This is a genomic window from Gelidimonas diazotrophica, from assembly GCF_055694025.1.
In genome coordinates this window covers 3,266,405-3,284,781 of sequence record NZ_CM146349.1, presented here as the reverse complement: position 1 = coordinate 3,284,781, position 18,377 = coordinate 3,266,405, and the positions used below count along the sequence as shown (strand labels likewise).

Annotated in this window: 18 protein-coding genes and 1 riboswitch; of the genes, 8 read left to right on the top strand and 10 right to left on the bottom strand. The window is 54.7% G+C overall.

Annotated features, from left to right (window positions below; all coding sequences use genetic code 11):
- Window positions 1-47: 47 nt before the first annotated feature.
- On the bottom strand, window positions 48-575 hold the full coding sequence (locus tag KGFNPO_RS15280; protein ID WP_472632092.1) for a DUF3617 domain-containing protein: 528 nt from the start codon (window positions 573-575) through the stop codon (window positions 48-50).
- Window positions 576-851: 276 nt separating this feature from the next.
- Between KGFNPO_RS15280 and KGFNPO_RS15275 the strand changes: the two genes are divergently transcribed.
- The 4 genes from KGFNPO_RS15275 (at window position 852) to KGFNPO_RS15260 (ending at window position 4,493) form a co-directional block, all read left to right on the top strand.
- Complete coding sequence (locus KGFNPO_RS15275; RefSeq protein WP_472632091.1) at window positions 852-1,565, top strand: glutathione S-transferase family protein; 714 nt, start codon at window positions 852-854, stop codon at window positions 1,563-1,565.
- Between the two features lie 40 nt (window positions 1,566-1,605).
- Window positions 1,606-2,232 (top strand): glutathione S-transferase family protein, encoded by a 627-nt coding sequence (locus tag KGFNPO_RS15270; RefSeq protein ID WP_472632090.1) that lies wholly within the window; start codon window positions 1,606-1,608, stop codon window positions 2,230-2,232.
- Window positions 2,233-2,689: 457 nt separating this feature from the next.
- The gene (locus KGFNPO_RS15265) at window positions 2,690-4,132 is read left to right on the top strand and encodes a sensor domain-containing diguanylate cyclase (RefSeq protein WP_472632089.1); all 1,443 of its coding nucleotides are present in this window, start codon (window positions 2,690-2,692) and stop codon (window positions 4,130-4,132) included.
- Between the two features lie 58 nt (window positions 4,133-4,190).
- Window positions 4,191-4,493, top strand: coding sequence for a hypothetical protein (locus KGFNPO_RS15260; RefSeq protein WP_472632088.1), 303 nt, complete (start codon window positions 4,191-4,193; stop codon window positions 4,491-4,493).
- Between the two features lie 106 nt (window positions 4,494-4,599).
- Here KGFNPO_RS15260 and msrA read toward each other — a convergent pair whose 3' ends face one another.
- The 8 genes from msrA to KGFNPO_RS15220 all read right to left on the bottom strand — a co-directional run bounded on the left by msrA (window position 4,600) and on the right by KGFNPO_RS15220 (window position 10,670).
- Entirely contained in the window at window positions 4,600-5,232 is a 633-nt protein-coding gene (gene msrA, locus KGFNPO_RS15255; RefSeq protein ID WP_472632087.1) for a peptide-methionine (S)-S-oxide reductase MsrA, read from the bottom strand.
- Window positions 5,229-5,741, bottom strand: coding sequence for a peptide-methionine (R)-S-oxide reductase MsrB (gene msrB, locus KGFNPO_RS15250; protein WP_472632086.1), 513 nt, complete (start codon window positions 5,739-5,741; stop codon window positions 5,229-5,231). The genes msrA and msrB overlap by 4 nt, the downstream gene beginning before the upstream one ends.
- Window positions 5,742-5,868: 127 nt before the next feature.
- On the bottom strand, window positions 5,869-7,146 hold the full coding sequence (cls, locus tag KGFNPO_RS15245) for a cardiolipin synthase (protein ID WP_472632085.1): 1,278 nt from the start codon (window positions 7,144-7,146) through the stop codon (window positions 5,869-5,871).
- Window positions 7,147-7,369: 223 nt separating this feature from the next.
- Window positions 7,370-8,110, bottom strand: a complete 741-nt coding sequence (locus KGFNPO_RS15240) for a copper resistance D family protein (protein WP_472632084.1) — start codon at window positions 8,108-8,110, stop codon at window positions 7,370-7,372.
- Between the two features lie 216 nt (window positions 8,111-8,326).
- A complete protein-coding gene (gene copC / locus KGFNPO_RS15235) occupies window positions 8,327-8,695 on the bottom strand; it encodes a copper homeostasis periplasmic binding protein CopC (protein ID WP_472632083.1) in 369 nt (122 codons plus the stop codon).
- Between the two features lie 194 nt (window positions 8,696-8,889).
- Entirely contained in the window at window positions 8,890-9,567 is a 678-nt protein-coding gene (locus KGFNPO_RS15230; protein WP_472632082.1) for a Crp/Fnr family transcriptional regulator, read from the bottom strand.
- A gap of 379 nt (window positions 9,568-9,946) precedes the next feature.
- Window positions 9,947-10,351, bottom strand: coding sequence for a DUF2946 domain-containing protein (locus KGFNPO_RS15225; protein ID WP_472632081.1), 405 nt, complete (start codon window positions 10,349-10,351; stop codon window positions 9,947-9,949).
- A gap of 157 nt (window positions 10,352-10,508) precedes the next feature.
- The gene (locus tag KGFNPO_RS15220) at window positions 10,509-10,670 is read right to left on the bottom strand and encodes a hypothetical protein (RefSeq protein ID WP_472634552.1); all 162 of its coding nucleotides are present in this window, start codon (window positions 10,668-10,670) and stop codon (window positions 10,509-10,511) included.
- Between KGFNPO_RS15220 and KGFNPO_RS15215 the strand changes: the two genes are divergently transcribed.
- From KGFNPO_RS15215 to bluB, 3 genes are all read left to right on the top strand, one after another.
- The gene (locus tag KGFNPO_RS15215) at window positions 10,603-10,944 is read left to right on the top strand and encodes a DUF2946 family protein (RefSeq protein ID WP_472634503.1); all 342 of its coding nucleotides are present in this window, start codon (window positions 10,603-10,605) and stop codon (window positions 10,942-10,944) included. The genes KGFNPO_RS15220 and KGFNPO_RS15215 overlap by 68 nt on opposite strands.
- Before the next feature lie 80 nt (window positions 10,945-11,024).
- The gene (locus KGFNPO_RS15210) at window positions 11,025-13,280 is read left to right on the top strand and encodes a TonB-dependent receptor (RefSeq protein ID WP_472632080.1); all 2,256 of its coding nucleotides are present in this window, start codon (window positions 11,025-11,027) and stop codon (window positions 13,278-13,280) included.
- 382 nt (window positions 13,281-13,662) lie between these two features.
- Window positions 13,663-13,850: riboswitch (cobalamin riboswitch) on the top strand.
- Window positions 13,851-13,892: 42 nt separating this feature from the next.
- The gene (gene bluB, locus KGFNPO_RS15205; RefSeq protein WP_472632079.1) at window positions 13,893-14,642 is read left to right on the top strand and encodes a 5,6-dimethylbenzimidazole synthase; all 750 of its coding nucleotides are present in this window, start codon (window positions 13,893-13,895) and stop codon (window positions 14,640-14,642) included.
- A gap of 12 nt (window positions 14,643-14,654) precedes the next feature.
- Here bluB and KGFNPO_RS15200 read toward each other — a convergent pair whose 3' ends face one another.
- Window positions 14,655-16,811, bottom strand: coding sequence for a TonB-dependent receptor family protein (locus KGFNPO_RS15200; RefSeq protein WP_472632078.1), 2,157 nt, complete (start codon window positions 16,809-16,811; stop codon window positions 14,655-14,657).
- A gap of 459 nt (window positions 16,812-17,270) precedes the next feature.
- On the opposite strand from KGFNPO_RS15200, the gene KGFNPO_RS15195 reads away from it, so the two are divergent.
- A complete protein-coding gene (locus KGFNPO_RS15195; protein ID WP_472632077.1) occupies window positions 17,271-18,317 on the top strand; it encodes a porin in 1,047 nt (348 codons plus the stop codon).
- Window positions 18,318-18,377 lie beyond the last annotated feature (60 nt).

Here is an 18,377-nt window from a genome sequence, read left to right as displayed (position 1 = left end):
TCAGGCCGTGGTTGCGGGCAGCGGTATCCTGGCCGCTTCACGCAAGTTCACTGCGGTGACTTGGCTGCTTCACAGCGTGCGCTAACCCATCGGCCGCTGGTATCGGCATGCTCATTGAGAGGATTTCCCTGTGCAACGCCATCGAACTCAGTGCGTCCTGAAAAGCGCTCCGGGCTGGTAAAAGTCCCTTCCGCTGTTCCATTTCCCTTCAGGTTAGCGTTGTCGCAAGTGAATTCCAATCTGTATTTATTTCCGATACGAGTCGCGTTTTTAGCGGTACAGCCCGATTGATTTTGGTAAAAATCAGGTGGAATTTTCTGATCCGCCATTTCCTGGGTAATGCACACCTCGGACGTTGCCGCGCCATTCTGAATCTGCGGCATATCAATTCCGTTCTGCCTGGCCAAGTTCATCAAATTTTGCATTTGGTCTGGCGGAATCTGCGGCACTAGCCGCAACAGATCTGAGGTCGTTGTCATTTCCCATAATCCGGGACGCATGTTGTTTTCCGCCGAGTGTGCTGTTGACACCAGCAATGATGATATGAAAATAAAAGGAAGAAGAATTTTGCGCATTGGGTCTCCTGAAAGGAATTAATCTTATACAACTTTCAGAGAGCGCGTAACCGGGTAAGTTCAGAATATTGCCGATTCAACATGAAGTTGCAGTTGCCCGCTGGGTCCGGCATGCATCACCATTCTGAAATATATCTTTTTTGATGCGTAAAAAACTTCCGTGCCGACCCTGAAAAGGCTGCATTTTTCATTGATGGCCAAGGAATAAAAAAGTGGTTTAACCTAACAGCCACACCGCACTTTCACTTTAAATAAGACTCCGGGAGGGGACGCAAGATGATCGAGTTGTTTACCGCCGCCACACCGAACGGCCACAAGATATCCATCGCACTGGAAGAATTGCAACTGCCTTATACGATGCGCGTGCTGGATTTTAGCGAGCATGAGCAAAAACAACCGGAGTTTTTGGCGATCAATCCCAACGGCCGCATTCCGGCGATCGTGGATCACGCTGCCGATGATTTTGCGATCTTTGAATCGGGCGCGATCCTGATCTATCTTGCCGAGAAAACTGGACAGCTGATGCCGGGCGATCCGCAGGGCCGATCACGCGTGCTGCAATGGTTGATGTTCCAGATGGGCGGCATCGGTCCGATGATGGGTCAGGCAAATGTGTTCTATCGTTATTTTCCTGAAAAAATCCAGCCGGCGATTGATCGCTACCAGGGTGAATGCACGCGCCTGTTCCGGGTTCTGGATGGGCATCTGAAGGATCATGAATATCTGGCCGGAGATTACTCGATTGCCGATATTGCCAATTGGGCCTGGGTCCGTACGCACCGATGGTCGGGGGTGCCGGTCGAGGCGTTCCCGCATCTGAAGCGGTGGCTGGCGTTGATCCGCGCCCGGCCAGCTGTGCAGCGCGGCATTCTGATGCCACCCTCGAACCTGGATGTGCGCGATGACGATGCTGCCGCGCAGAAATTTTCCGAAGAGGCGCGCAAGATGGTGGAGATGGGCCAATCACAGAACAGCAGAACAGCGGCGTAGTGCCGTTTTCAAAAATAGCATTCCAATCAGAGGAGAAATCATGAAACTTTACACATCGGCGCGTGCGCCGAACCCAAGACGGGTGGATATGTTCCTGGCGGAAAAAGGCGTGCGCGACATGGAACGCCAGTTGGTCGACTTGAACAGCCGCGAGCATAAGAAGGATGATTTCCTGACGCGTAATTCCTTGGCAACGGTGCCGGTGCTGGAGCTTGACGATGGCCGCTTCCTTGCCGAATCGCGGGCCATCTGCACCTATCTTGAGGCGGTCTATCCAGAGCCTAATTTAATGGGGCGCGATGGGGAAGAGCGCGCCTTCATCGAGATGGCAGATCGTCAGATTGAGTTCAATTTTTTTGCCAGCATCGCCAATTGCGTGCGTCACACCCATCCGGGGCTGGCGGTGCTTGAACAACCCCAGTTTCCCGATTACGGCACAGCGCAGGGCCAGAAAGTGCGGGAGATTGCGCGCTGGCTCGATGGCCAACTCGCATTGCGTCCCTACGTCGCAGGCGAGCGATTCACCATCGCCGACATCACCGCGTTCTGCGCCGTTGAATTCGCCCGATTGATCAAGTTCAGACCGGGCGCGGAAGGCATGACCCATCTGCAAGCCTGGCGCGACCGTATCGCGGAGCGTCCGAGCGCCAAGCTAGCTGACGCATAAGGTGTGGGGTGAGTTGGTGCTTTGGGAGAGCGCAGTCGGCCAAGAGCGGCCGGCCGAATATTACCTTCATTGCGGTCATCCGGCCATGTGATTGGACTATCTGGTACTTTGCCGGTGCGCGGCCACCGTTAGAGATGAGCGTGAAGTTTTAGTCGCGGCGGCAAACGCCGCCTGCAAGTCAGACTCTCAAGTGGCCGTTGCCCATACGATTGCAGCATTACCAACAGTAACGCTATGGGTGAAGCTGAGTGAATCTGAAGCATATAGTGCCGTTAAGTATGACATTTTCGCCATATTTCCACGAAGAACTGTAAAATTCGACAACACACACGAAGGATCCCTGCGAGACTTACTTGCGGAGCGAGACATTAATGATTCAATCGGGTCAAGACTCGGGTGATTGATTTTCCTTGCTCTGTAATCGCGAGAATGTCTCTCGTCTCTCCAAGGTTCTGTGATGCCTGAATACCGCAAAAGCGTTCTCTACTGCATATTTTTTTGTCTGGCACTCGCTGTAGTGGCGGCATACGATCTTCGCTTATCGTATCTCAATGAAGAAAATGCCACCCGGTTGCGGGTGGCCAATGCCAGCTATCTGGTCAGTGAGTGGATCAAGGGATCGATGCAGAACTCGGACTATGTGTTGCGTGACATTGTCAGCCATGTGCCATTGACAGAACTCCGCTATCCCTATCCAGACACGATGCAGCATGCCCGTATTTCGGAGTTTATTGATGTCAAGCGGAAAACGCTACCCAATGCCGTTGGAGTTGGACTTAGCGACAAACATTGCATCATTACTCACACGAATGCCAAGGTAGGCGTTGATGCCAGTCAACGAGAATGGTGCCTGATATCTCAGACTGAGCCGCAGCGCGAAACATTTGTTTCGCACATGTATCTCAGCAAAGCGGGGCGGCTGTCTATCACACAGGTCCGACGCTTTCCGGGCGCTTCACCCGGGTTTCACGGTTTGGCAGGCATAGCCGTTGACCTGGAATTTTTCTCCAAATGGCTTGAGCAGGTGTCGGTTGGTCCGCATGGCACCATCGTGATCGCAGATACGTGGCTTAGCTTGCTGGCAAGGAAGCCGGCAGCGCCGGAAATGCTGGGAAAAACAATAAATCATCCGCAGATCAGAGCGTTCATTGCGTCCGGCGAGAGTTACACGACCTTCCATTCTCGATTTCCTCTTGATGGTGAAAGTCGTCTGTATGGAGTGCGCAAGGTTGATGATCTGCCCTTCATCATTGTTTTCGGCGAGGCAGATACCGACTGGCTGGCGGGTTGGCGACAGCGTGCATGGGGGGAGGTGATCGCTCTGCTGCTGTTCTGGGGGATGGCGATCTTCATTTTGCGCGAACACTGGGCGTTGATGTGCCAACAGGAAACGCTCTCGGAAATGGCCAATACAGATCCCCTTGCTGGGATTGCCAATCGACGCTATTTTATTTCCAGGTCTGAAATAGAATTAAAACGGGCTCGGCGATACAACTCCAGCCTCGCTGTACTCATGCTTGATATTGACCACTTCAAACACATCAACGATACCCACGGACATGCCATTGGTGACCAGGCAATTGTTGTGTTTGTCAATGTTTGCCAAAAGGTGCTGCGGGATATCGATTTGTTCGGTCGCTTTGGTGGTGATGAATTCGCCATTTTGCTGTCTAACACGACTGTCGAAGGTGCGTGGGCAGTGGCGGAACGTCTTTGCCAGGGAATTCGGGCAAGCAAGATACTGAACAATGAAGGAGTTGCGTTATCAATGACCTCCAGCATCGGGTTAGCCATGGTGGGCACTGACATAACAGATGTCTATGCTGCTTTGGCCAAGGCGGATGCAGCACTTTACCGAGCCAAGAAAAAGGGACGTAATTGTGTCGAGTTTGCGGGCTGAAATATCTGCCGGAAGAACAAGGTGCCTTCGAACCGGCGGTAACAGATGCCTGTGCAGGGTGGCGCAATCCATCGGCCTCGACGAATTCGGCATTGGCCGTGCGCAAGTACTGGAAAGCACCGTGCTGACGTTCGGCAAGCGCATCTCGTCGCCTGCATTTTTGACGTTCGAGCAAGGCGTCAGCGGCGCATCGACTCTAGTCAAGCTGCGCTACATGCTGAGCAAGCGTTTATCGCTCAAGCCAGAACCGACACCAGCACCGCTCTCGATTCGTTTTATACGTGGTCGTTTAACTGATGATTTATGCGGGAGTATGCCAATAAACATGTGCTTCACAGCATTATTTGTATGCGGTTATTAAATATACGTTATCCAGTATGTTGTATAATTCAATTACGGCCAGAACTGGCTTCTGTCGCGCTCGGCCCAGTTTGCCAGCACCATTCTGGATCAGAACAATACAGAAGTTAGTGCTTGCCACCCCAGACTTCCGCCACCCGTGCGTCGCGGCCGCAATTGGCGCGGTAGAAGCGATAGCGGATCGGGTTCTTCTTGTAATAATCCTGGTGGTATTCCTCGGCGACGTAAAACTGCTTTGCCGGCACGATTTCGGTGTAAATCTGCTTGATCTGTCCGCTTTTGAGCAGCGCCGCCTTGCTGGCCTCGACTGCCGCTCGCTGCGCATCGTTGTCATAAAAAATCGCGCTGCGGTATTGATTGCCGACATCGCAGAACTGGCGGTCTTTTACGGTCGGATCGATGTGATGCCAGAAATAATCCAGCAGCGTTGCATAACTGACTTTGGCGGGGTCGTAACTAACGCGCACCGACTCGGCATGTCCGGTGCCGCCGGCGCTGACTTGCGCGTAGGTCGGATTCGCGGTGCCGCCGCCGGTGTAGCCGGATTGCGCCGACAGTACGCCGGGCAGTTTTTCAAAATCGGCCTCGACGCACCAGAAGCAGCCGCCGGCAAAAATCGCGGTTGCCGTTGGCGTCGGCGCTGATCCTGCACTGGCGGCGCTGCCCGCCTGGGCCAGTGCGCTGGAGCCCGGCTGCATGCATGCCAGCAGCAGCATGATGGCTTGCAGTATTGTTTTCATGTTCGCAGCTCCGGCAGTTTGCGGTCCGAGGGTACAAACTGTAGCGCGACGCCGTTGTTGCAGTAGCGCAGCCCGGTCGGTTTCGGGCCGTCGTTGAATACATGGCCCTGATGCCCGCCGCAACGGGCGCAGTGGTATTCGGTGCGCGGCAGAATCCGCTTGAAATCCCTGCGTTTTTCAACTGCAGCCGGCAACACATCGAAAAAACTGGGCCAGCCTGTGCCGCTATCGAATTTTTGCGCGCTACTGAACAGCGGCAGATAACAGGCTGCGCAAACATAGTTGCCGGCGCGCTTTTCAGCGTCCAGCGGACTGCTGCGCGGCTGCTCGGTGGCATCTTCAAATAGCACTGCGTAGCTGCTTTTTGGCAACAATTTCTGCCATTCAGACTTGGATATCTTCAGAGCGGGCGCTGCCACGACCCGCGTGACAAAAGGCAGCAGACTGCCAGCCAGCAGCAGACTGGACAGATATCGGATCGATAAGCGACGGTTTAAGCGACGATTCATGACGACTCCTCATTCCCATTCCTGCATCAATTATCCACTGTGTCGGCTGCGCTTGCTGCATCCGCGGCGTTCGCAGCATGCGTTTTTGCGGCTAATGCGAATCTGGCGGTGAATTCCATTTTTTTCGTCACAATTGCGAGCCCAGCAGCGAGGCGATTTGTTCGGTGATTTTTTCTTGCCAGGGCCGCTGCTGCCACGCCTGCAGGGTGGTGGTTTTCGAGCGCCGCAGATCGTCCTCAAAAATGGCGATCTGGCGCAGCGCAAAGTTTTGGTCGATCACATTCAGGTTCGCTTCGTCGTTCAGGCTGAACGACCGGTTGTCAAAATTGGTCGAGCCAACCGACACCAGCAACGCGTCCACCACCAGTGCCTTGACATGAAACATGGTGGGCTGAAATTCGGCGATTTCTATCCCTGCCTGCAACAGTTCGCCCCAGCGCGAACGCGAAGCGCTGCGCACCACTTCGGAATCGATTGCCGTGCCGGGCGTGATGATCTGGATCTTCACGCCGCGCTTGGCCGCATCTGCCAGCGTCTTCACGGTCAGGTCATCTGGCACGAAATACGCGCTCGACAAATGGATGCTGTGCTGGGCCGCGGTGATCGCCATCAGGTACATCAGTTGCATGCTTTCGCTGCCGCCGGTGGGCGAGCTGCTGAACATTTGCGCCGCATTGGTGCCGGCGTGCTCGAGCGGCGGAAAGTACGCCATGCCGTCCAGCACACGGCCGGTAGCCTTGGTCCAGTTGTCGACGAACACAGCCTGGATTTGGCCTACCACCGGGCCTTCGACCCGGAAATGGGTGTCGCGCCAGTGCTTGTCATCTTGCGCGTTGCCGCGCCACTGGTCGGCAATGCCGACGCCGCCGGTGAAGCCGACCGCGCCATCGACCACCAGCAATTTGCGGTGGGTGCGGTTGTTCAGGCGCGCCAGTTTCCACAACACGGGTTTGTGATAACGCTCAACCTGCACGCCGGCCTGTTTCATCGCGTCCAGGCTGGCCGGGTCCATTTTCACGCTGCCGATGAAGTCCAGCATTACGTGCACCTTGACGCCGGCCCGCGCGCGCTCCATCAGCGCCTGGCTGAACTCGCGCCCGATCGATTCCGACCAATAGATATAGGTTTCGAACGTGATGGTTTTTTGCGCGCCGCGGATCGCCTTGAGCATGGCGGCAAAGATCGCGTCGCCGTTGACCAGCACTTCGACTGCATTGCCTTCCAGAACAGGCGGCCCTAGCAGGACGCCCATCGAGCGCCGGAATTGCGGGTCTTCGGTGTTGTACTGGCGCGTGAGTTGGGTCTCGATGCGATTTTCGCCGGGCAGTAAATTCAGCACGATGAACACGGCAATTAACGTAAGGATGCAGGCTATCAGTGCAGTCATGGCGCTTCGCTTGGTCATTGTGGTACTCCGACGGCGTGTGCCGTACTTTTGACAAACAGCATTCGGCCGCCATCGGCGTCTCGCCACTTGGTTTTTTCAGTATAAGAAAAGCGTTAAGCTTGGACTTGAGCGTGCGCAATGCGCGAGCTTGCGTAGTGGCAGCGCAAAAAGTGGCCACTCGCTTTGCCAGTGAACGTTAAGGCGACAGAACCAAATTTATGGCGCGTCAAGTTAAGTTAAGTCAAATCAAGGCGGGCGGAGCCTGGCCCGTCAGCACTGCTGCAGCCATCAGAACCCCAAGCAAAACAAGGGATTCCAGACGGAGAACGAAAACAAGGCGATGCATGGCGGCCGCTAATGTCATCGCTTGCAAGTCTGAAGAATCTGACGAATTTTCTATTCCTGCGACTGCAGGAAATCCGATAAATCGGTTAAACGCGCCCAAGCCGACTGCGACAGCGACCAGGCACAGCTTGATGGTAAGCGCGTTCCCGTAAGCGTTTCCAGACAGGTTATCGAAGCTCCCCAGCCCCCGATATGCGTTATACGCGCCAGTTGCCGCTATTCCCGCCAACGCAATGGCCGCTGCACGCGAAAGCGCTTTCAGGAAACCGGCGGTAGCACGTAAGTCAGGTTTTTGGAGAACGCCAGCGCACGGCAATACCATCCATCCGGAAACCATGACTGCGCCGGCCCATAGACCAATCAAAAGCAAGTGCAGCCATTCCACCGCTACATGCAATCCGAACATTCCATTGATGGCCGCGTGGCTCACGCTTACGCGTGTGAATGCAAATGCCAAAAGAAGCGCTACGATCAAGCCGTCATACAAGCGCCTGTCGTGCAATTTGTCGTGCGCCAGATATGTGCAACCGAGGCCCAGCAGCGCCACCAGTCCGCACAGTCCGGCGCGTCCATAATGGGTCAGGCTCAACATGGTCCAGAATGCGCCACGCGCATCCCAAAGACTGGAGTCGTTCATTACCGCTGTTTCCGCCCAGAGCGTACAGAAACTGCCCGCGACGCATATTCCTGCGGCGGCAAGCACGGAGAAATAAAGCCGGCGTCGCACTCGATCACACCAGCTTGCCGTGCAATTTGCTAACCAAATGCGCGCGAAAAATGCTCCGGTCATCCAGGCCAAACCGGCATTCAAGAGCACGGTGGAAATTTCTTTAAACAGCACAACCGTGTTCATTCACTTTACCGTGAATGTGTACTCGCCTTTTATGCGGTGACCGTCCTGCCCAACTACCGCCCAGCGCACGCCGTAGATGCCCGGTTTTAAGGCCGGCAGCGCAAGCCTGAGTACGGATGGCTTGGCCGGGTCTAGCTGCGACTTGGCTGCACCGACGTTTTGGCCGGCGCTATCGGTAAGCTTCACCGAACTGAATGCTGCTTCGAGTTTTTCGTTGAAATGCAGGGAAATTTCGTGCGGCGGCGCTGCAAGCGTCGCTCCCGCAGCGGGGAGCGCGTTTTGTAGTTTTGCATGCGCCCAAGCACCCGCGCTGACAAAAGTCATTCCTGCCAGTAGAGAAGTGCAAAGGAGTCTGTGCAACCGAGTCATGGCATTTCCTCTTTGGTTAAAAACAGATGAATAACGGATGTTATGCATGTTCATTATTGTGGAAAACAATGTCCACGAAAGACAGGCAAAGTACGAACAGGATTCAGAACCCAACAAGTTTCACAAATCAATGAGTATTACCATTTTTATGGCAATTTACGCATATATTCATTGCGATAAAAAATATACTCCAGTTAATACTGGGCAGGTGCCGAGCCCGCTCCCGGCAATGCGGCACTTCCGCTAAAAATATAATTTCGATGGACGGCGTGACCAGGATTTTCTTTTTTTCGCAAAATTCCATCATGTTTCAGACTAGAAATAGTTCTGGAAACAGTTTCCTTCGTAAGATCGGTGATTTCCGAAAAATCCTGCCCCTTCGGCAATGCAAAACAAAATTCCTGATTTTCATCACGCTGCGCAATCATTCCGATGAGCCGCATCACTCGATCAATTGCGAGCCCTGATCGTAATGCAACAACATCCGCGGTCCGACGCTCTGCGGCAGCCAGAATGTGCAAAAGAGAATCCTTTGACACACTGGATAACCCTTCCGGCCAAGGCGCCAGTTCGCAATCAGAAAGCGCAACGGCCAGAAATTCATATCGCCCAGATAGCAAGGTCTCGGTACCAATCACGTCGCCTTCCACTGCCAAATTTGCGAACCGCAACTCTCCATCGTTAGCGATGCGATTTAGGCGCACCGATCCACTGATCACACGCCAAGCGATTCCAGATGTGCGGGCACAATATATTTGCTCGCCTTGATGAAAGGATTTGGTCCGGCATGCCTCAAAGTGCTGTTGGCAACGCTTCCGGCTTTCTGAACGATGAAAGGGCGATGCTTTTGCGTGCATCAGGTCATTACGCATAATTGTTCTCCGACGATGCGTGTCGCAAAACCGATATTGATAGCGCTGCTTTAGTGTGCGATAGCCGCTTCCAGCCGCAATTGTCCGGTTGATTGAAACGGCGTATCCATTGCAATATTTTTTTCATGTCAAATCCACGTTTACTGATCATGTTGTCGGGCACATTTTTGGCGTCTCCGCAGTGCGGATGCCATGCGCTGGCATTGTTTTGATAGTGTTGTGAGCGCTCTGTAGGTGCCTGCGCATCTTGCCCTTTCCTTTCACGAATGCCGTGCGAAATAGCAATGACCAGGTAATGAAAGGCAATGCGTTTTTAAAGGCAAGCGAGATAGGCCGGTCTCGCGCCAATGCGAAGCCAGTCAAGCCATTCAGAGACAAATCAGGAAACGATAGGAGGGCCGCGTGGATGCGCCGCAGACCAGGAAAGCAAAGGCTGTGGCGATTTATAGAAAAAAGAGGGGAATAGATCATGTCCGCCGAAAACGGCGAATGGTGTTGTCGGAGGAGGCGGCAATCCAAAGGTGCCTGCGTGCGACAGGCAGAACGGGCAGTGCGCGGACTGATGGACAATCTCCGCTGGTGCCGTATCGTGCGTCTTGTCAGACGCTACTGCTATGAATCTCGGGCCGCCTACAGTACAAATCTCAATCCATGATGAAGATTGTCCAGACTGCTGATTGAGTACTGAGATTGCATAGGAAATCGAAGGCGCAAGCGCATTGAGCAGTATCGCAAAACATGCGATCCAGACCCGTAGCTGTCTTCGTTTGAATAATTTTCCCATTGAAAATATTATATCCGAGTATTAATCGCGATACGGGAATCGCTCTATCCGACAGACTTTCTCGGGTTCTGTAGCATCAAGAGCGGGGATGAAATCGGGGGAGCTGGCCTGCCCTGAATGGCTGGTAATTTAATTGCTGTGATGCATGTCATCATAGTTATAATGCCGCCATGCTGAACTTGCACAAGCCGAGACGATTGACGATATGGATCGCATGCTTTGCGATACTGCTCAATGCGCTTGCGCCGTCCATGTCATACGCGATGCACACCATGTCGGCGCTTTCTGGCACGTCATCCTTTTTGATGGAAGTGTGCACTGCGCATGGCACAAAACTGATCTCCGTACCCGCAGAAAAAACATCCGATGCGCCCTTGAAGTTGAATGGCGGTCAGGAAGAAAATCTCTCTGCATCCGGTCACTGTCCGTTTTGCTTGCCGCACGATGGTTCCCTATTTCTGCTTCCCCCTGGCGCAACCCATTTTGCCTTGCCGGCAAAACAGGGTCTGATGCCGCCTTTGTTTTACCAATCTCCGCATCCCCTATTTTCCTGGGCAGTAGCCCATTCGCGCGCGCCACCTGTTGCTTCCTGATTGATTTTAAATACTGCTGATTTTTCTGCCAGATGACTGGCGGAAGAGTAGCGGCATGTCAACTCTAAAAAGGAACCAACATGAAAAAAATTATTTCTCCTTCTCTTATTTTCCCTTCTCGTATTTCTCCTTCGTTTGTCACCCTTGCCTTGTCCGCTGTGTGGCAAACCGCCATCGCACAGAGTAATCCGACGCCAGAACCACCACAGGTACCGGTCATGAAAGAGGTCATCGTCAATGCGTCGTCCATCAAAATGGTGGAGCCGAACAATTCCAGTCTCGACGCCGCGATTCTGGCGCCGATGCGTGCATCCAACAGCGATACGGCGAATCTTCTGAAAGATATTCCCGGCCTCAGCCTTTACGGTGCAGGCGGCGTGTCCAGCCTGCCGGCGATCCACGGCATGGCCGATGACCGCATACGCATCAAAGTTGACGGCATGGACTTGATTTCGGCCTGCGCCAACCACATGAATTCGCCGCTTTCCTACATTGATCCGACCAATGTCGGCAGCATTAAAGTGTTCGCCGGCATCACACCCGTCAGTGCTGGCGGCGACAGCATTGCCGGCACGATCCAGGTCAATTCTGCGGCACCGGAATTTGCCCAGCCGGGTGAGGGCATTTTGCTCAAAGGACAAGCCGGCACTTTTTATCGCAGCAATGGCAACGCCAAAGGCGCAAATGTTTCAGCCACGATCGCAAACGAAAATTTGAGTGTGATCTATACCGGTTCCACGATAGAAGCGGGCAACTATACGGCTGCAAAGGACTTCAAGGCAGCTGCGCAGTCTGCTGGCACCCGTTCTTTTTTAGCGGGTGATGAAGTAGGTTCCTCAAGCTATAAATCGGAAAATCAGGCAATCGCAGTCGCTTTGCGCCACGAAAACCATATGCTTGAGTTGAAGCTGGGGCTGCAGCACATTCCTTATCAGGGCTTCCCGAATCAGCGCATGGACATGACCGGCAATGACAGCGAACAGATCAATCTTCGCTATGCCGGCCAATACCAGTGGGGCACTCTGGAAGCGCGCGTATACAACGAAAATACGCGGCACAAGATGAATTTTCTCGAAGATAAGCTACAGACCATGAACCTGGCCGGTATGCCTATGGATACCGAGGGGAAAACCACCGGCGCCTTGCTCAAAGCCGACATAGTTCTATCCGAGCGCGACACGCTCAGGGTAGGCAGTGAATATCAGCGCTATCGCCTGAACGACTGGTGGGACCCGATTTCTCCGCTTGTCAGCGGCCCAATGCAAGGGATGAAAGGCGGGAAGTTCTGGAATATCAACGATGGCCAGCGCGACCGTTTCGATCTGTTCGGCGAATGGGAAGCCCGCTGGAGTCCCCGGTGGCAGTCCCAATTGGGCATACGCAGCAGCACCATGACGATGAACACCGGCAGCGTCCAGGGTTACAACACGACCATATATCCACCCTCTACTTACGCGGCATTCAATGCAGCTGATCGCAAGAAGACCGACAACAACATCGATTTGACCGCGCTGGCCCGCTACACGCCGGATGCCGGCAGCACCTTCGAAGCCGGTTTTGCCCGCAAGAGCCGCTCGCCGAATCTGTATGAGCGCTTTGCCTGGTCGACCAACAACCAAATGGTCATGAACATGGTCAACTGGTTTGGCGATGCCAATGGTTATGTCGGCAACCTCGCTCTGAAACCGGAAGTAGCCAACACCATCAGCGCCACCGCCAGTTGGCACGATGCGGCTCAGGAAAAATGGGCGCTGAACGTTACGCCTTACTACACGCACGTCGAGAATTACATCGATGCCGCATCCTGCGCTACCGTTGGCAAAACTTGCCCCAGCCGGACCGACGGCTTTGTAAACCTCAGCTTCGCCAACCAAACTGCTCGCCTGTATGGCGTCGATGTGTCCGGTTACATTCCTTTGGCTAAGAATAGTAATTACGGCAGCTTCACTGCGACGGGCATGTTGAACTATGTCAACGGCAAAAACAATACGACCGGCGACAATCTCTACAACATCATGCCGCTGAATGCGAAATTGGCTGTGGTGCAACGTGTTGGCAACTGGACCAACACCATCGAAGGCCAGTTTGTCGATGGCAAGACCAACGTATCGCAACTCAGGAACGAGCTCAAGACCGCCGGCTACAGCCTGTTGAATCTGCGCACTAGCTATGAATGGAAGCAAGTCCGCCTCGATATTGGTGTGGATAACGCGTTGAACAAACTCTACGCATCACCGTTGGGCGGCGCGTATGTCGGCCAAAGGCCAATGACATATGGAGTGCCGGTTCCAGGCATGGGGCGCTCGATCTACACGGCTCTGAACGTCAAGTTCTAAGACTGGGCGACGGGGCGCAAGATAAGGTTTCTTGTGCTCCGGAGAGCCAAGCAGCGATAGCGAACAGGCGGATTTGAAATAAGCCGTCTTGTACGGAAAATGACAGAAACGCAGAAAAAAAGTCAGCGCCGACCTGCTTGTTTGATTTATCATTTATGCGGGAGTATGCATATAAAAATGTGCTTTTCCGCATTATTTGTATGCGGTAATAAAATATACGTTATCCAGTATATTTATAGCCGCAAGAAGTTTTCTAAGCCAGGTAGGGCGGGTGCAACCCACACCGTGACGCTATAGAGATTAGCAGCGCGGGTTGCACCCGCCCTACTAACTGCTGTTAAGAAGAATTAACGCGTTGGCTTGACACAATCCTTGCTTCACCTCGAAGATGGCGGCTTCAGGTGCCCGTCGCTGCAAGGCGAGGGGAGAATCGGGAAGGCGGTGTGATTCCGCCACGTGCCCAACGCTGTAAGGAGGATGACCCAGGCGAGATGCCACTGGCGTATGCCGGGAAGGCGCCTGGTTCAGATGAATCCGAGTCAGAAGACCGGCCTGAAAATTATCAAGCTGCACGGCCAGGCAGCGCATTTTTTTTCACGCTAGGGGAATGTCATGAAAACAATGTCGGCGCAAGCCATCCAGGATACACACGCCTTTACAGACGCAGCACGTGACGCGGTCTATCACGCCATTTTTTCCCGCCGCGATGTGCGCGGCCAGTTTTTGCCGACGCCGGTTCCCGATGCGGTACTGAGTCGCGTCCTGACCGCCGCCCACTACGCGCCATCGGTCGGCTTCATGCAGCCTTGGAATTTTCTGGTAGTCCAGTCGGACCAGGTCAAGCGCCGGGTGCACGATGCCTTTGCCATAGCCCATGCCGAAGCAGCAGAAATGTTCGAAGAAGACAAACGCAACGTCTATCGGACCTTGAAACTGGAAGGGATTCTGGAGTCGCCCGTCGGCATTTGCATCACTTGCGACCGCGAGCGCACCGGTCCAGTGGTAGTCGGACGTACCCAAATGAAGACCATGGACTTGTACAGCAGCGTATGTGCGGTACAAAACCTGTGGCTGGCCGCTCGGGCCGAGGGTCTGGGTGTGGGCTGGGTCAGCATTTTCCACCAGGCCGCACTGCAGCAAGCGCTGGGAATTCCGAAGCGCATCACCCCCATCGCTTATCTGTGCGTCGGCTACGTCAGCCATTTCTATGCCAAACCGGAACTGGAAAGTGCTGGATGGCTACCCCGACTGCCAATCGAAGAACTGGTGTATTTCAACCAGTGGGGCAATCGTGATGACCAGCAAGCCCTGATCGGGCACTTGCAACGCGACCAGGCCGCCGCACAGGAAGCCGGCCGCTAAGCCAGACCGGCTCTAAAACACGTATTGCGCGCTGGCTCCCAGCATCCAGTTGCGCCCTGGCGCCGGCTCGTAAAAACGCTTGCTGTTGTCGCCAACGATTACCGAGCCGATGTAATTGCGGTCCAGCAGGTTGTTGATCCGCACAAATTGCTGCAGTCGCCAGACGCCGACCTGCTGCTCGGCACCGAGCCGCAGGTTGGCGACCGCATAGCCGGGGGCGGGGGTTTCGGTGTTGCTGTCTTCGACGTAGACCTTGCTGTTGGCTATCGCTTCGATTGCGGCGCTCAGGCCGGAAGGCGTATCTTTCCATGCCAGTTCGCCGTACAAGGTGGCTTTTGGCACGCCCGGTATTTTTTTGCCGGCCGGCACGTTATTGAAACTCTGGTCGTAGACGGCGTGCAGGCCGGTCAACGCGAGACGGCCCGAAAAGCCGTGTTTCCAGCTAGTGTCGAGCGACAATTCGAGTCCCTGGCGCAGGGTTGCGCCGGCGTTCTTGTAACTGGTGCGTCCGCCGCTGGCAGCGTCCACCACCAGTTCATCGTCGGTGCGCACCTGGAATAGCGCGAGATTGACCCGCGTAGCGCTGCCCAGCAATGCCTTGGCGCCTACTTCAATATGGGTGCTATGCGCCGGTTTTAGGTTGAAGTTGAAGCCATCCCCGCTGCCGGAATAGAACAGCTCGTTGAGCGTCGGCGTCTCGAATCCTTTCGCCGCACTGGCATACAAATTCAGCGCCGGCGTGACCTTGTACAGCAGGCCGAGTACCGGCGTGGTGCGGCGGTAATTTATGCTGCCGCTATCGTTGCCATTGCTGATAAAGCGGTCGTCCACCGCGATGCGCATTCTGCTGTGGCGCAGGCCGGCAGTGAGCACCCAATCGCCGCTCTGCCATTCGGTTTGCAGATACGGATCGAGGCTGGTGACGGTATCGGTTTCGTCGCGGCGCAGCCGGCCTTTGACGCCAAACTGGTTGCCGATGAAATTCTCGAAACCCTGGCGATCGTCGCTGGAGCGGCCATAGTCGAGGCCGACGGTGCTGGTCAGGCTGCCGCTGCCGAGCTGGCTTACGCTGGTCCAATGCAGGTCAACGCCGCCGAAGCTGCGGTCGAAATCGACTACGCCGCCGGAGTGGCTGGCAGGTGCCTGGAAGCCTTTGGAAAAAGACTGGTACTGGGTGACTTTGCGGTTGCCGGCATAGGCGGTCAACTGCAGGCTGTCCGCGCCGAAGCGCCGCTGGTAGCTGACGCCTACTTGTTGATGGTCGATGCTCTTGCGGGTGTTGTAACGTTCGGCAAAGGTGCGTCGCGGGTTCTGGGTATCGGTGGGGTCGATCTCGCCGGCGTGTGGGTCGCGCTGGAAGGTGCCCCAGCTTACGCCGAGCGGGTCTTGCGTGTCGTGCTGGCGCAGCCCGTTGGCCACCAGCATCAGGCGGCTGTCGGCATCGGGCTGGGTAGTGATTTTGGCGAACGCCTGGTCGCGGGTGGCGGCGCTATGGTCGCGTGCGCCATCGGTGCTGAAGCGTGATACATCCAGCACATAACCGACCGCGCCCGGTTTGCCCTGGGCGCTGAGATCGGTTTTCCAGCTGCCGTTGCTGCCGCCCAGCACACTGGCTTCAACTGATGGCGCGCCTTGTCCGTCGCGCGTGAAAAGCTGGATTACGCCGCCCGCATGGTTGCCGTACAGGGCGGAAAAGGGGCCCCGCAATACTTCGATGCGCTCGGCCATGTCCAGGTTGAAGGTGGCGGCCTGACCCTGGCCGTCCGGCATGGTGGCGGGAATGCCGTCGGCGAGCAGGCGCACGCCGCGCACGCCAAAAGCGGAACGCGCACCGAAACCGCGCGACGATATCTGCAAATCCTGGGCGTAATTCTGCCGGTTCTGCACCACCAATCCGGGCGCCGCCGCCAGCGCTTCCGACGCATTGACCCGGGCCTGACCTGCAGTGATCTGTTCTCGATTCAGCACATCAACTGAAGCTGGCAGATCGAAACTGGAATGTTCGAACCGGCTGCCGGTGACCACGATGGGCGCGAGCGTCTTGACTTCTGCTGCGGGGTATTCGGCGCTGCTGTCGTCAGCGCTGGCAAGCGGCGCAAAGGCCGCGGCAATAGCCGCAAACAGGGTCAGGCGCAAAGGATGGCGTAAGGAGTGGCGAAGCGGTGGCATGGTTTGTCTCTATCGTTGTTGGAATTGCGGTTCTTTGCCAACTGATATGTATCAAGTAATTTTCTGGATGGCAATAAACCGTAAAGAGCTATAAGCAAAATACCTGCCATGGTTTCGTTGACTGCTCATGCCATTTTTAAATCAATCTGAGCGGCACTCGAAACGATCGAAAATTGCGCAGAATTTTTTCCATGTGATCCGATTTTATACAGGCGCTACAGTCCCGATCGTTTTGCATCTGCGATCGCCCGCGATTGCTTGCGTGACGCACAGGCATAAACCGATTTCTTTGCCATCAGGCATGCCTTTTGCCTTTGACATCGTGCATCAAACAGTTGATGCATTGAACGATACCAAGAAAATTTAGAGGAGACCTTGACCCATTTCCATCTATTTCAGGTGATAGGCAGGTGCCTGGAAAATCGGTAGCGATTTAATCAAACGATATTGGAGCATTCGATGAAAAGAAAATTAATAGCAGGTGCCGTCTTGGCATTGGTTTCAGGTTTTGTTGCGGCACAGACTTCTACTACGGTGTATGGAAATCTGGATCTGGGTTTATCGACGCAAAATCATGCACAAGCCGGTGCTTCTTCGACTTCCCTGGCGAATGGCGGTATTTCACCCAGCATCTGGGGCTTTCGCGGTTCGGAAGATTTGGGCGATGGCTTGAAAGCAAGCTTTCATCTTGAAGGTCACTTCTATGCCGATACCGGCGTATCGGACCCGCGCCTGTTCCGTCGCCAATCCAACGTCGGGATTTCGTCCGCCAGCTTCGGCACGGTGACTTTAGGCAACCAGTACAGCCCTGCAATTTTGGCATTTGCTGCGACAGATCCTCGCGGTCTGCGCGAAAATTTCTCTGGCCTGTATTCATGGGCTTACAACTCGGGCGCACTTACCACCGGTAACAACGGCAACAACGATGTCGGCGTATTCCTGCAAAACGCCATTTCGTATAGCAATACGATTGGCCCGGTAGGTGTTGCAGGCGGTTATAGCGTGTCCGAAGGTAACGGTGCGGTGGTTTCCCTGGGCGCCACCTACCACGCCGGCCCGGTTTCATTGTCGGCCGCGTACCAGTCCACCAATAAGCCCAACACTTCCGACCGGATCAGCAGTATTTATACGGTGGGCGCCGGTTATACCATCGGCGCTTTCACCGGCAAACTGAACTACCTGCGGGGCGTGAATAAAGATGCAAACTTCGTCGAGACCAGCAAAGTAGGTGTGCTTGGTTTAGGGGTGGATTGGAAAACGGCATCTAACAACACCGTCATCGCTGCAGCTTATTTGGGCAAGGATAAAAATAACAGCGCAGACAAGACCACGACGTTTCTTTTGAGCGACGAATATGCGCTGTCCAAGCGCACCACGCTGTATGGTCAATTAGCCTATGCCAGGGCAGATGCGGGAGCCAGTCTGCGTACTACCGTGGTGGCCGGCGGCACTGCGTCCGACACCAACACCAGCTTGCTGAATGTCGGTATCAAGCACGCGTTCTAAGCGCAGGCAACTGCGAAAAGCCATCCCGCGGGATGGCTTTTTTTATTTGCAGCACACGCA

Excerpts from the sequence above, each read along its gene's own strand:
- KGFNPO_RS15240 (WP_472632084.1), bottom strand. The coding sequence starts at position 8,110 with ATGAACGACTCCAGTCTTTGGGATGCGCGTGGCGCATTCTGGACCATG.
- msrA (WP_472632087.1), bottom strand. The coding sequence starts at position 5,232 with ATGAAAACAATACTGCAAGCCATCATGCTGCTGCTGGCATGCATGCAG.
- msrB (WP_472632086.1), bottom strand. The coding sequence starts at position 5,741 with ATGAATCGTCGCTTAAACCGTCGCTTATCGATCCGATATCTGTCCAGT.
- KGFNPO_RS15270 (WP_472632090.1), top strand. The coding sequence starts at position 1,606 with ATGAAACTTTACACATCGGCGCGTGCGCCGAACCCAAGACGGGTGGAT.
- KGFNPO_RS15215 (WP_472634503.1), top strand. The coding sequence starts at position 10,603 with ATGTCATACGCGATGCACACCATGTCGGCGCTTTCTGGCACGTCATCC.
- KGFNPO_RS15280 (WP_472632092.1), bottom strand. The coding sequence starts at position 575 with ATGCGCAAAATTCTTCTTCCTTTTATTTTCATATCATCATTGCTGGTG.
- cls (WP_472632085.1), bottom strand. The coding sequence starts at position 7,146 with ATGACCAAGCGAAGCGCCATGACTGCACTGATAGCCTGCATCCTTACG.
- KGFNPO_RS15275 (WP_472632091.1), top strand. The coding sequence starts at position 852 with ATGATCGAGTTGTTTACCGCCGCCACACCGAACGGCCACAAGATATCC.
- KGFNPO_RS15210 (WP_472632080.1), top strand. The coding sequence starts at position 11,025 with ATGAAAAAAATTATTTCTCCTTCTCTTATTTTCCCTTCTCGTATTTCT.
- KGFNPO_RS15225 (WP_472632081.1), bottom strand. The coding sequence starts at position 10,351 with ATGGGAAAATTATTCAAACGAAGACAGCTACGGGTCTGGATCGCATGT.
- KGFNPO_RS15230 (WP_472632082.1), bottom strand. The coding sequence starts at position 9,567 with ATGCGTAATGACCTGATGCACGCAAAAGCATCGCCCTTTCATCGTTCA.
- bluB (WP_472632079.1), top strand. The coding sequence starts at position 13,893 with ATGAAAACAATGTCGGCGCAAGCCATCCAGGATACACACGCCTTTACA.
- KGFNPO_RS15195 (WP_472632077.1), top strand. The coding sequence starts at position 17,271 with ATGAAAAGAAAATTAATAGCAGGTGCCGTCTTGGCATTGGTTTCAGGT.
- copC (WP_472632083.1), bottom strand. The coding sequence starts at position 8,695 with ATGACTCGGTTGCACAGACTCCTTTGCACTTCTCTACTGGCAGGAATG.
- KGFNPO_RS15265 (WP_472632089.1), top strand. The coding sequence starts at position 2,690 with ATGCCTGAATACCGCAAAAGCGTTCTCTACTGCATATTTTTTTGTCTG.
- KGFNPO_RS15200 (WP_472632078.1), bottom strand. The coding sequence starts at position 16,811 with ATGCCACCGCTTCGCCACTCCTTACGCCATCCTTTGCGCCTGACCCTG.